This is a genomic window from Furfurilactobacillus rossiae (assembly GCF_013394005.1).
Lineage (GTDB): Bacteria > Bacillota > Bacilli > Lactobacillales > Lactobacillaceae > Furfurilactobacillus > Furfurilactobacillus rossiae.
Genome location: NZ_CP040586.1, coordinates 2,420,372 through 2,433,901, shown reverse-complemented (window position 1 = coordinate 2,433,901; position 13,530 = coordinate 2,420,372). Strand labels below are relative to the sequence as shown.

Annotated in this window: 11 protein-coding genes; 10 read left to right on the top strand and 1 reads right to left on the bottom strand. The window is 42.8% G+C overall.

From position 1 onward, the window contains the following. Window positions 1–59 precede the first annotated feature (59 nt). The gene (locus tag LROSL1_RS11770) at window positions 60–1,439 is read right to left on the bottom strand and encodes a hemolysin family protein (protein WP_178914968.1); all 1,380 of its coding nucleotides are present in this window, start codon (window positions 1,437–1,439) and stop codon (window positions 60–62) included. Between the two features lie 711 nt (window positions 1,440–2,150). Here LROSL1_RS11770 and LROSL1_RS11765 point away from each other — a divergent pair. The 10 genes from LROSL1_RS11765 to adhE all read left to right on the top strand — a co-directional run bounded on the left by LROSL1_RS11765 (window position 2,151) and on the right by adhE (window position 13,080). Continuing rightward, window positions 2,151–2,516, top strand: a complete 366-nt coding sequence (locus LROSL1_RS11765; protein ID WP_017261587.1) for a hypothetical protein — start codon at window positions 2,151–2,153, stop codon at window positions 2,514–2,516. A gap of 439 nt (window positions 2,517–2,955) precedes the next feature. Then, complete coding sequence (locus tag LROSL1_RS11760) at window positions 2,956–3,381, top strand: Hsp20/alpha crystallin family protein (protein WP_017261586.1); 426 nt, start codon at window positions 2,956–2,958, stop codon at window positions 3,379–3,381. A 197-nt stretch (window positions 3,382–3,578) separates the two neighbouring features. Next, the gene (locus LROSL1_RS11755; RefSeq protein WP_178914692.1) at window positions 3,579–4,451 is read left to right on the top strand and encodes an aminoglycoside 6-adenylyltransferase; all 873 of its coding nucleotides are present in this window, start codon (window positions 3,579–3,581) and stop codon (window positions 4,449–4,451) included. Window positions 4,452–4,460: 9 nt separating this feature from the next. Then, a complete protein-coding gene (locus LROSL1_RS11750; RefSeq protein ID WP_178914691.1) occupies window positions 4,461–5,597 on the top strand; it encodes a low temperature requirement protein A in 1,137 nt (378 codons plus the stop codon). Between the two features lie 229 nt (window positions 5,598–5,826). Further along, the gene (gene recX, locus LROSL1_RS11745; protein ID WP_178914967.1) at window positions 5,827–6,612 is read left to right on the top strand and encodes a recombination regulator RecX; all 786 of its coding nucleotides are present in this window, start codon (window positions 5,827–5,829) and stop codon (window positions 6,610–6,612) included. Between the two features lie 150 nt (window positions 6,613–6,762). Beyond that, a complete protein-coding gene (locus LROSL1_RS11740) occupies window positions 6,763–7,431 on the top strand; it encodes a DUF975 family protein (RefSeq protein ID WP_178914690.1) in 669 nt (222 codons plus the stop codon). A gap of 129 nt (window positions 7,432–7,560) precedes the next feature. After that, the gene (locus LROSL1_RS11735; protein WP_178914689.1) at window positions 7,561–8,265 is read left to right on the top strand and encodes a DUF975 family protein; all 705 of its coding nucleotides are present in this window, start codon (window positions 7,561–7,563) and stop codon (window positions 8,263–8,265) included. Between the two features lie 101 nt (window positions 8,266–8,366). Then, on the top strand, window positions 8,367–8,891 hold the full coding sequence (locus LROSL1_RS11730) for a DUF1836 domain-containing protein (RefSeq protein WP_178914688.1): 525 nt from the start codon (window positions 8,367–8,369) through the stop codon (window positions 8,889–8,891). Between the two features lie 325 nt (window positions 8,892–9,216). Next, window positions 9,217–10,053, top strand: a complete 837-nt coding sequence (locus tag LROSL1_RS11725) for a DNA/RNA non-specific endonuclease (protein WP_178914687.1) — start codon at window positions 9,217–9,219, stop codon at window positions 10,051–10,053. A 390-nt stretch (window positions 10,054–10,443) separates the two neighbouring features. Then, on the top strand, window positions 10,444–13,080 hold the full coding sequence (adhE, locus tag LROSL1_RS11720) for a bifunctional acetaldehyde-CoA/alcohol dehydrogenase (protein WP_178914686.1): 2,637 nt from the start codon (window positions 10,444–10,446) through the stop codon (window positions 13,078–13,080). Window positions 13,081–13,530: the final 450 nt, after the last annotated feature.

The window sequence follows — 13,530 nt, the reverse complement described above, 5'->3', positions numbered from 1 at the left end:
CAAAAAAGACCAGGCAAACGTCATTTGCAGACGTTTGATTGGTCTTTTACTTTAAAGAATTAGTCTTCATTTGTATCTTGTGCTTCGGAATCACTATTTGTTTCATCATTTTCAACGGGCTTACGAATCACTTCAAACCAGTTAATATAGGCGTTTTCGTAATCAAGAGCGGTAAACTGGAAGTCACCAATTTGATAACTGTCGCCAGCCTTGATATCAGGGTCTGCTTCAATGATGTAACCCGTCAGCGTAACCACTTCTGACTCTTCAAACTTCTTGATATCCGTTTGGAAGTAACGTTCAAAGTCATACAACGTCATCTTCCCGGAAACATGGTAAGAGCCATCGTCTTGCTTGAAGATATATTCGTCGGAAACATCGTCGATCTCGTCATGAACAGTGCCAAATAGTTCTTCGTAGATATCCTTATCCGTAACGATCCCAGAAGTACCACCATATTCATCAACAACCACAACGATTGGCGTTTGCTTGTTGATCATTTGTTTCAAAACATCTTGGATTGGCATGGTTTCAGGAACCGTGATGATATTCCGCAACACTTTCGCAACACTGATGGAATCATCGACCTGACTTTGACGAATCAAGTCATAGTTAAAGACGTAACCCAGAATTTTATCTTTGTCACCGTCAGCAACGACAGGAAGGCGACTGAATTGTTCAGTCAGGTAGACCTGCAAGGCATCTTTAACGGTGTCAGTGACGTCAACGACTTCCAACTGTGTGCGGTCAATCATGATGTCACGGGCAACTTTATCGTTCATTTCAAACGCTCGCTGCATGAACACGTAATCTTCTTGATCCAGCTCACCACCTGAGACGGCGTTTCGTGACAAATTCAGGATTTCAGCCTGACTGAAGGCTTCGTCACTTTCAGAAGCAGGTTTCATCCCCATCATTTTCACGATGCCGTTTGCCGAAGTGTTTAATAACCAAACAAATGGGTAGAAAGCGACATGGAAATAACGCAAAGGCGTAACAACCAACATCAAAACTTGGAATGGCCGGTCAATCGCGATGTTCTTTGGTACGATTTCGGTGATAACCACTTCAAAGTAAGTTAGCAAGATAATCCCAACAACAGAACCGATAGCATGTGCCAAGGTTGTGTTGAAATTGAGGTTAACGATACCAAACAGGTCAACCAACATCGTTGTTACTGTTTCTTCACCGATCCAACCAAGGATGATCCCACACAGCGTGGTACCAACCTGTGTTGTTGATAAATATTCATTTAAGTTGTGGACCATTCTGGTGGCCACATCGATCTTCTTTGACGTCTTTTCGCGCTTGTCCTGTTCTTCTTCCAGAACACTTGGCCGCGTTTGCACCAGCGCAAATTCAGCCGCCACGAAAAAGGTAGCAAATACAAAAGTAATTAGCATAATGACTAAGTTGCTAATTATTTCACCACTATCCAACGGAATATTCCCCATTTCTTGTTTCAAAAGTCTGCCACAATTATAACGCGCCAGCTATAGAGAACAAAACACTTTACGCGCTTATTCGCAAATAAGTAACGATTAAGTTGTCATTATTGACCTTAAACACTGCTCTAATACGTTTTGTCTTCTATGTTTAGTCATTTATGCTGTCGCTTACGGCCGCCAACATTGAAACTCCGTCGTGGGACCGGCTCAAGCCCCCTGAAAAGCGTGGTCTTTCACCTCGCCGTAAAGCCTCGTGAAGACCGCGAGTCTTTCCGACCGTCCGTAACCTAAATTCGGTCAAATCACCGAATTAACGTTACTTTCACGACTTGGTTTCAATGTTGACACCCTCTCGCTTCTATAGTAACGAGCAACCGACAATTATAAGCTTAGACTTTTATCTAAATGTTGAAAGAAACCAAACATTACATAGCGGAGGCAAATGGAGACAGAATTTCGTGAAGGCACCACTTAGCGGCAAGGGTTGAGCCGCTTAGTGAGTGCGGGACGAGCTTGAAGACGGGGTTAGGCTTCAAGTCGAGGTCGAAGACCGTGCCTTTCGGGCTGAGACCGGTCCCATGAAACGGCGCCTCTATTTGCTGGAACGACAGATATTAGGATGGCCAGCATAAAAGAGTGAATTCGCTTACCATTTAAAAAACACAGTGCTATGCTGGATTTATAAATAAAGAGGAGATGCTGATGATGGCAGACGAGAACGGACAATATAATGATGCCAACATTGAATATGACGATGCCGACGTTAAGAAAGCCCTAGATATTATTGCAGACAAGGGCTTTATTTCAGTAAAGGACTTTCCGAAATTAGACGATCGGGATTGGGCGCATGGCTTCTCGACTAAGATTATCGCAGCTTCAGAAGACCGTAACTCAGACCCATATATTTACTTTGAACAATTTGATTACGATGATTCATCCATTCATTCCGCAATTTGGGATATGGATCAAATCAAGACGCGTGAAGACGCATTACTTGTTTTGGGTAAAGAATTGGGCGTAAATGAGTTGAAGCCAAACGGTGGTTTGGTTGAAGATGAAACCTACTAAACAGTATAGAAAGTAAGGCCGCGAATTCATAAAAAGTTCGCGGTCTTTTATTGTTTCAAAATTTGTTAGCAAGACACAACAGTACAGTGAAAACCGCTGTGTAGCCGAGTGGAGCAGACTGGAAACAGAGTCCCATGTCGACACTACTTAATGGGCGTACTTTGACCATTTAGTAGTGTGGAACGAGTTCTGAGACGGGCTGAGGCTCAGAATCGAGGTTGAAGACTCCGGTTCTCAGGAGGCTGAAACGGTTCCTCATGGGACGGCGTTTTCGGTCTGCGAAACGCGACCGCATCAAGCAAACGAACTGGCCTGTACACGGACGGCAATAATTTGAAATAATAAGTCAAACCACTTGAAAGTTTGACCAATACTGACTAATATAATCTGTGTAGATGGGAATAACCATTTAAGACTATTGAAAAGGAAGGCTTTTGATATGCGTTACGATTTAAGAAATGATGATTTTAACGACCCTCAGGACGACTTTTTCTTTGGTTTCCCACGCAACATGTTTGACATGACACGTCACGGTGGCTCAATGCGCGCCGATGTGGTTGAACATGACAAGGATTTCGAAGTAAGTGCCGAGTTGCCTGGTTTTAAAAAAGACGGCATTAACTTGCAATACAACAATGATACGTTGACCATTCAAGCTGAACATGAAAACGACCGTGAGGACAAAGATGATGATGGGCGTGTACTTCGCCATGAACGTAGTTACAGTAATGTAAATCGTTCGTTCTATTTGCCAAACGTTGATCGTGACAACATTGAAGCGCATTACGATGGCGGTGTATTGACCATCAAGTTGCCTAAGACGGATGCCAATGAAGAACGTAATCACAATATTGAAATTAACTAGTTTAAACATGCTTTCTAGGTAATGGTTTATCAGATGGTTTTACCAGCACATTTCCTGCTGATAAAATCATCTTTTTTCGTTTCAAACGTACTTTTTTGCGTATGTTTAACTAGGGCTAATCAAAGACCTGCGTCAAAACCTGCGCTATAATTGCTCATAAGAGTAACCGTGAGTTTGGGGTTGTAAGGAGGAACATCATGACACAGCGTAGCGCACAAGAAATGATGACATTGATTCAGTCCGTTGCCGAGAAGGACGATAATATTCGGGCGATTGGCATGGAGGGTTCACGTAACAATCCGGCGGCCCACCAGGATCAGTTTGCAGACTTTGATATTACTTATTTTGTAAAGGACCCGACACCGTTTCGGCAAAATGATGACTGGCTAAATGTGTTTGGCGAGCGATTGATGATGCAAAAGCCAACGGGCGCGCTGTTTAGTGGCACGATGCAGCCATGGTATCCATATTTAATGCAGTTTACGGACGGCAATCGTCTAGATCTCAAGATTGCTTGTGTCGGGGACATGGAAGCTTATTTAGCGGCTGAGCACTTGAATACCGTGATTTTTGACAAGGATCATCCGGTTCAGGCGCAATCTGAGACTTCTGACTGGGACTTTCACATTGCTCAACCAACGGAAGAGGACTATCAAAATTGTGTAAATGAGTTTTTCTGGGTCAGCTTGTACGTCATGAAGGGACTCAAACGTGGTGAGCTGTTGTATGCCAACCAATATATGGAAACGCCAGTCCGTGCAGAACTCTTAAAGATGTTGGAATGGTCAGTGGGCGTTAACACTAACTTTCAGATCAGTGTTGGTAAGAATGACAGTCGACTAAAGGATAAATTACCGACAGAGGACTACGATAAGCTGATTGGAACATATCGTTTGGATAGCACGGCGGCAACATGGCAATCGTTGCAAACTGCCAGCCAACTGTTCATTGAAACAGCGCGAATTGTTGCAGATCAACTTGGTTTTGACTTTCCCGAGTATCCTGCTCATGTTATTGCTTACGAAGAGAAAGTTATGGGCGAATCATCTGCTGTTCAGCCGCAAAAGTAGGTGTAGTTCATGAGAGAATTGCGTCAACATTCAGAAGTAAGTAATATCGAGCTGTTTTACGATTTGATTTTTGCCTATGCGATTAGTCGCATCACGACGGTTCTACATTTAGTACACCATGACATCATTCCTGCACTGTATTTGGTCGAATTTGCTGTCATGGTGTTTATGTTTTGGACGGTGTGGACGTATCAAACGGTGTTGGTTAACCGTTTTTTTCAAGAGAACATTCAACACAGCGTGTTCATGCTGTTTGACATGTTTATCGTGATTGTATTGTCACAGTCGCTGACACCGAATTTTGCATCCACGCAGATTGCTTTTCCCGGGGCAACCTCACTGCTACTGTTTAGCATTGCAGTTCAGTACTTATTACGCAGTCGTCATTTAACGGATCCACGACAACTGAAGGTGGCTTACGGCCTGGCGCGTATTTTGATTATCACTAGTGTCATCGGTGCCATTACGATTATTCCGTGGGCGCCCTACAGTGTTCGTGAGGTTGTTTATATTTTGTCGATGATTTATGCCAACATTGCGCCAATCTTTATGAAAGGCAGATTGACCGCCTTTCCAGCGATGTTTGAACATCTGACGGAACGGTATTCGTTGTTTACGCTGCTACTGTTTGGTGAAGCAATTATCGCAGTTACGGAAGTTGTCAATGTTCACCATTTTGACTGGTTGTCGATTCCGTTTTTCCTCATAATTGTGTCACTATTTTGGATCTACTTTACGATTTACCAGCAAGGCATTGACCGGCACAAACGGACGGCAGGCATTGCGCTCATTAATATTCACTATTTTGTATTTGTCGGTTTAGATTTAATCGCCGCTGTCGTGACGTTATACTTAAAGCACGAGTTGATTGGCTGGCAATTTGCACTACTAATGACGATTGGGCTGTGGTTTTTCTTAGGTGGTTCTGCGATGATGTTAGCCACTTATGGTTCTCATCGTGCAAACGAACATTGGCGCTTGTTGTTCGGCAACGCAACGTGCGCGGCTATGTTTGCTGGTGCGGTTATTTGGGTTTGTCGTGATTGGCAAGATATCGTCATGGTTCTCATTGCTTTGTTTTTACTGGGGATTGCGTGGTGGTGGAATCGGGAAGTATCACGGTTAAGTACCAATACTGCGGAGTGAATAATAGAAAAAAGTTTGATCAAATTTGGTAAACAAGGAGGCCACAATGAGCGATCACGAAAATAAACCAATTTTAATTGGCGATGTTGGTGTACCAAAATCAAAACGTTCCAAACCACATACGAGTTCAACTAACGGCGCTGACATTGCGGCCGACCTCTTGGCTAAATACAAGAAGGCGCCGACTGAGCATAGTTCGCGAACCAGTCGGACTAAAAACGAAGTTACGATGATTGAAGCGCAGAAACGTGCTGGTCGTTACAACGTTTATTTAGACGGTAAATATGCTTTTCCTATCAGTGAGTCAGTCATGATCAAATACCGAATTTTTAAGGGAATGGTCATCGATAAAGACTTACAAACGGAAATTATTGCAGCAGATGATGTCGCTAAAGCTTATAATCGAGCGCTAGACTACTTATCCGGTCAGTTGCGCTCTGAAAAAGAAGTTACGGACAAGCTTAAAACGCTGGAAATTGATGATGATGTCATTGAATCCACATTGGAGCGGTTACGAGAGTTCAATCTTCTGGATGATCAAGCTTACGCAAGTGCTTATGTTCGCACAATGCGCAATACATCGGACAAGGGGCCAATCGTTATTCGTCAACATTTGCGTCAAAAGGGGATCGGCGAAAATCTGATTGATAACGCATTGGTTGAATTTAAGGACGACGAATTGGTCGAAAATGGCGTGGCTGTAGCTGAAAAGCTAGCAAAACATTACGCTCGAAAGCCGTTTTCGACGCAAAAGCAAAAGGTTATTCAAGGACTGATGACTAAAGGTTTTCAACGCGAAACCATTGATCAAGTGATGAATCAAATTGAACTCACACGTGACGAAGATACAGAAACGGACTTATTGACCCATGAAGCTAAGAAGGTCTGGCAGCGGAATCGTCGCTATGATGATCGGGAACGATTGAATCGGACTAAGCGAACTTTATATGGTAAGGGCTATCAGTTTGACGATATTAATCGAGTGTTGGATACGTTGATTGAGGGTAACGATTAATTGAGAAGTTAACTAATTGGTATAGCTAAAAAGATAAAAGCAAAACGTTGCTATTATGCAAGACGTTTTGCTTTTATTTTGGATTGGTTAAGAATATATTATAGAAAAATAATGTATTGCTAAGTTTACTATCAGAACGGGGGAATCGTCATGCTTACCAATTCTGAATTGAAGAAAAATGCACGTCAGACGTTGCGTGGTAACTGGCAACGTGCAATTAAACTGACGATTGTGCCAGTGATTTTGGGATTGATCTCATGGGGTTATCTGTATGGTAACTTCAAATGGCCAAGCAATAGTTTCTTTGTTGATAAGCCCAGTTTGTCATTTACCATTGTTTCGGTAGCGTTATCGATCGGGGTCATGTATACACTATTAGATTGGGTAAGAGATAAGGATGTAATCAACCAGTCACTACCAGCTCACGTATTTGGATTATCCATAAATACAATGTTAGCGTTATTAGTGCAGGCACTGTTTATGAGTTTTGTTATCTTGATCGGCAGTCTCTTAATCGTCCCTGGCGTTATCTTTTGGCTCATGTTTTCGCAGTCAGTTTATATTTATAAGGATCAACACGAAGCAGATCCGAACATGAACGTCTGGTCAGGAGTAATCAACAGCGTGTCTCTAAGTGAGTCGATGATGATTGGTCATAAATGGGAGCTATTCAAACTGAAGTTGAGTTTTCTCGGATGGTTTCTGTTGAGTATTGTTACCTTGGGGGTTGGTTTCATTTGGTTAGCACCGTATTATCAATTAACAGTGACAGGCTACTATGTTGCACTGGCTGCTGAAAATCGTGAACAGTTTGCATAACATGCTTAAACGCATAAAAATAATAATAGCGACAAACAATTTGTGTTTAAGCAACTTTTCAAGTACCTTTATTTCAGGGACTTTGTTGGCGTCATGCCAACAGTGTCATTTGAAAGGGGTACTTTTTTAATGAAAACAAGAGCTGAGTTAAAACAAGATGCAAAGGACTTGTTGCGTGGACACTGGGGACGGGCAATTCTGCTGGTAATTATTCCACTGATTTTGTCATGGTTTAGTAGCTCGTATCAGACGCATCAGGCCAACTTTTATGCTGATATGACAAACATGAATGTTCATATGTCATTTTGGCCATTTATTTTGAGTGTGCTGGCGTGGGGCATTAATCTTGGCGTCACTTATACGTTCTTAGACTGGATTCGTAATCCCAAACGGACGGTAAATCCCGGGACTGATGCTTTTCGGGTTATCGGCTCAGCAGCTATCTTTGGCTTGCTGGCAATGGGGATAATTGCAAGTTTTATAATCGGAATCGGATTTGTGTTAGTAATCATTCCAGGATTTATTTTTGCCTTGATGTTTTCACAATCAGTTTATGTTTATAAAGATTTACACGATAGTGATCCACAAGCGTCCATCTGGTCGGGGGTCTGGACGAGTTTGGCACTCAGCCGTCAGTTGATGATCGGACATAAGTGGGAATACTTTGTTATGCAATTAAGCTTTATTGGCTGGTGGCTGTTATGCGGGATTTCACTCGGAATTGCAACACTGTGGGTAACACCGTATTATGACGCGACAATGGCTGCTTATTATGATGAACTTGAAGCAACTAGCAATATCAACATTGCCTTTCGTGATGTGAATGAACCATAATATAGTCAAATAACAGCTTCATCTAGTTTACAAAACTAGATGAAGCTGTTATTCTATCCTTAGAGCATAACTAGTCAAAGTGTCTAAGGAGGACAATGAGCATGGCTGATTCTTTTAATGACTATCACAAGTGGGAACAACACCTTGCGGAGGTTAAACTACCTAAGTGGGATGAGCTACCAAAGTTTGATCTCTATATGGATCAAGTTGTCGCTTATGTTAATGACACCTTGGGGCCACTGGATGTTGATTCGGTGACACCGGCAATGATCAATAATTACGTTAAACACAACATTATTTTGGCACCGGTCAAGAAGAAGTATCAGGTGATGCAGGTGGCAGATATTTTGTTGATAGGTTTGCTAAAACCAACGTATTCGATGGATACAATTCGCCAGGGGATGGATCAAGTTACTACAAGCTTATTCCCAAAGCGCGCATATGATACGTTTATTGACCTTATGCTGGCCGGTCTGCAGGGCACGCTGAGCACGGACGCGGCGACCAATTTGAATGATCAAATGATGAAGATCGCAGTTAATGCAGTATTAGATAAGATGAAGTCAGAGAAGTTACTGGCACTCACGAAAGAGATCGTGAAGCCCAAGCCAGTTGAACAGAAATAGGAGAGCGGGACATAACACGTTTCGGTTTTCTCAGGTAACACAAATAACGCGTTTGTGGGTGATTTCCCATGAACGTTTTATTTGTGTTGGATGAGCAAAAGTCAGTGTGATGTCTCGCGTTTAGAGCAATTTTTCATCTGCAAGACCTTTTGTGGCTGAAGAAAAATTGCTTGCTGAAACTGCTTGCTGAAACTACCTGCTGACATTTTGTGAAAACAAGAGGTGGGCAGTTATGTTTCAGACTTTTTTGCACAATGTATCCCGTCAATTCCATTTATTAGGTAGAATAAAATACAAAGATAACTAAACTAGACGGGGAGAAAACATGCGAAATCGCCAGAATGTAATATATGCTGTAGTAGCGGCTGTAGTTGTCGCAATTGTCTTTGGGGCGTTTACGTTGAGTCGTCAGGCCAGCGGGCCAGTCAATCAAAGTCAACAACAGACGACTCAATCCAGTCATGAACAAACATCCGAGCAGGGAAGTACTCAAGCTACGGATGCTGCTGCTTTAGCGAAGCTAACTTATGCGTCGGGTAAACCTGCGGTGGTTGCAGTCAACCATAATCGCAGTACGCTAAACAAGAATGATTGGCAACGTAATCATGTGATTTACAGTGCACTGGATAATGAAAACCGGACGTCAACGGCTAACACAGCCTATTTAGAGTCCCGCAACGTGGCTAACGATTCGCTGAGGGTTCGACAATATGTCCAACCCTCAGGCTGGCATCAAAAGATGGTCAACGGTCAAGCCATTATTAATCGCGGTCATTTGATTGCCTATTCACTATCAGGCGGAATCGATCAGGATGGCGAGTACAGTCCAAACAATGAATCGGGCGATCAGAACAATCCAAAGAACTTGTTCACCCAAACGGCTTTTAGCAATCAAACGCTACAAACGATTTACGAAAGCAAGGTGCGCAACGCACTGCGTGATAATAAGAAGGTTATTTATCAGGCCCAGGCCATTTTTCAAGGAGATAACGAGATGGCTAATGGCGTCCATTTACAGGCGATTTCAACGGATGGCAGTTTGAATTTTAATGTTTACATTTTCAACGTGCAGCCTGATTTTCAGTTTGATTACGCAACTGGTCGTTCTAAGGTAGATCGAGGGATGGATGTGCCGACACCAGATGAATCATCAGAATATTAGTTTAAAATGTGAACCTTGTTTTGCTAGCCCCGTTCAGAAGTAAATCGTATTCGTTATGAGATAAATAGTCGCCGTAAAGATCGTTAAGATTTTTACGGCGACTATTTATGTTTTACGACTACTGCGGCAATATTTATGTAAGTTAGCGCAGTACCGCACATGAATTTGATAACTAGTTTAAATATTCACAATGGCTTTTAAAATTTAAAAAAGTGCTATTAGAAAAAATGTTACGGGACTAAATCCCTTGATAATAAAGATGTAAACGCTTACCATAATTTTATTTGTTAATTTGTGAGCAAAAGGACTTGCAAAGTTTTTACATGGTGATATGATACTAATTGTGAAAGAGGTAACAATAACCTTTAAATTGATGGAGGAAATCAAACAATGGTTGTTAAAACTGATAAGAAGGCTGAAAAAGACACAACTGATATCGCAGAAACGATTCAGAAGTTAGTCGACAAAGGCCATGAAGCATTAGCCAAAATGGACGACTTTGACCAAAAACGCATTGACCACATCGTGCACGAAATGGCCATGGCTGCCTTGGACCAACACATGGAACTAGCTAAGCTAGCTGTTGAAGAAACAGGCCGTGGTGTTGTTGAAGATAAAGCAATTAAAAACATTTTTGCCTCAGAAAATATTTGGCACAAGATCAAGGATGACAAGACTGTTGGCATCATCCGTGAAGATGATGTTGAAGAAATCACTGAAGTTGCTGAACCACTTGGTGTTATTGCTGGTATCACACCAGTTACTAACCCAACTTCAACGGTTGTCTTCAAAGCAGAAATTGCCGTTAAGACACGGAACCCAATCATCTTTGCTTTCCACCCACAAGCACAAAAATCTTGTGTGGCAGCTGGTAAGGTTGTCCGCGATGCTGCGATTGCCGCTGGTGCCCCTGAGGGCATGATCCAATGGATCGAAACACCATCTATTGAAGCAACGAACCTGTTGATTAACAACGATGGCATTGCCTCAACGTTAGCTACTGGTGGTCCTGGCATGGTTAAGGCTGCTTACTCAACTGGTAAGCCTGCCTTAGGTGTTGGACCTGGTAACGGTCCTGTCTACGTTGAAAAGTCTGCTAACATCAAACGTGCCGTTAACGACATTACTTTATCTAAGACGTTTGATAACGGGATGGTTTGTGCTTCTGAAAACTCAGCTGTTATCGATGCTGACATTTACGATGATGTAATGGCTGAATTCAAACGTTTGGGCTCAGTTGTAATCAAGAAAGCTGACCAGAAGAAGTTGGCCGATGCAATGTTTAACCCAGTTACGCACGGTGTTAAAGGACCTATCGCTGGTAAGTCAGCATTCGAAATTGCTAAGTTAGCTGGTATCAAAGTCCCAGAAGACACTAAAGTGCTGTTAGCTGAAATCGATGGTGTTGGTCCTGATTACCCATTGTCAGCTGAAAAATTATCACCAGTTCTGTCCGTTTACAAGGCAGCAACACGTGAAGCAGCTTTGAAGACTTGTGAAGAATTACTAGACTTTGGTGGTCTTGGCCATACAGCCGGTCTCCAAAGTGAAGATCAAGATTTGATGAACGAATTCGGTATTCGCATGAAGGCTAGCCGTGTCTTGATTAACACACCTTCCGCCGTTGGTGGGATTGGTAACATCTACAACAACATGATTCCTTCCTTGACCTTAGGAACTGGTTCATGGGGTAAGAACGCCGTTTCGCACAACGTTTCATCATTTGATTTAATCAACGTTAAAACGATTGCCAAACGGAGAAATAACATGCAATGGATTAAGATTCCAAGTAAAGTTTACTTTGAAAAGAACTCTGTTCGTTACTTAACTGATATGGAAGGTGTCGAAAAAGTCTTCGTTGTTGCTTCACCTTCAATGGTTAAGAACGGCTACGTTGACATCGTCCGCGATCGTCTTCGCAAACGTCCAAATGCCGCAAGTATTCAAATCGAAGTCTTTGACCAGGTTGAACCAGACCCATCAACAGACACGGTTGACCGCGGTGTTCGTTTGATGAACGAATTCAAGCCTGACACGATTGTCGCCATCGGTGGTGGTTCGCCACTTGATGCCGCTAAGAACATGTGGATGTTCTACGAGCATCCAGATGCAGACTTCTTCGGTGCTAAGCAGAAGTACTTGGATATCCGTAAGCGGACATACACGTTTGAAAAGCCTAACAAGGCTAAGTTCGTTGCTATCCCAACAACTTCAGGTACTGGTTCAGAAGTAACACCATTCGCTGTTATTACTGACTCCAAGACTCACGTTAAGTACCCATTGGCTGACTACGCTTTGACACCAGATGTTGCCATTGTGGACCCTCAGTTCATCATGACTGTGCCAAAGCGGACGATTGCTTACTCTGGGTTGGATGTCTTCTGTCACGCCATTGAATCATACGTTTCAAGCTTGGCCTCAGACTACACAAAGCCATGGTCATTACAAGCATTGAAGTTGGTTTACAACAACTTGACCGCTTCATACAACGGTGACGCTCACGCCAAGGAAGAAATGCACAATGCTTCAACCTTAGCTGGTATGGCCTTTGCCAACGCATTCTTGGGTGTTAACCACTCTGTTGCCCACAAACTTGGTGGGGAATTCGGCTTAGCTCATGGTCTATGTATCGCCATCACTTTGCCACACACGATTCGTTACAACGCCCAGATGCCTACTAAGTTGGCTATGTGGCCTAAGTACGAATACTACCGTGCTGACGAAGACTACGCTGAAGCTGCTCGTTACCTTGGTTTGAAGGGTGACACAACTGAAGAATTAGTTGAAGCTTTGGTTCAAGCATTTATCGACTTGGCACACAGTGTCGGTGTTGAATTGAGCTTGAAGGCTAACGGCGTGGACAAGAAGCATTTCGATGCAACTGTCGACAAATTAGCAGAATTGGCTTACGAAGATCAATGTACAACTGCCAACCCTAAGGAACCTCTGATTTCTGAATTGAAGGAAATCTTGGAAGAGGATTACGACGGTAAGGGTGTTGAAACTAAGACTCGCGGTGCTTACTAAGATTCAGTATTCTTTGAAATAAATGAAGTTTGAAAAAGTCGTTACCGATGAAAGATTGGTAGCGACTTTTTGCTGTACTCATTTTGTTAATGCAGGGGGTCAGTTAATGGTTAAGCTGACGTTTGCGGTTGTCAAACATGAACGCCGCCGTGGGACCGGTTCAAGCCGGAGGTTCACCGTCTTTCACCTCGTCGTGAAGCCGAAGTTCGCGTCTTCACGACCGTCCTGTGGCGTAAATCCGGCATAAAAGCCGCCTGATTAACGCCACGTTCACGACTTGCATTCATGTTTGACGCCCTTCAGCTCAGATTGCGATGTACATGTGGACTTAAGTGCAAAATTTAAGCAAACAGAGGCTTTCATTAGTCTGAGGGTAATGATCAGTACAGCAACAATATTAAATAAACGATTTCGTACTTTCACCTTTATCATCTACAAAGAATCCTGTTC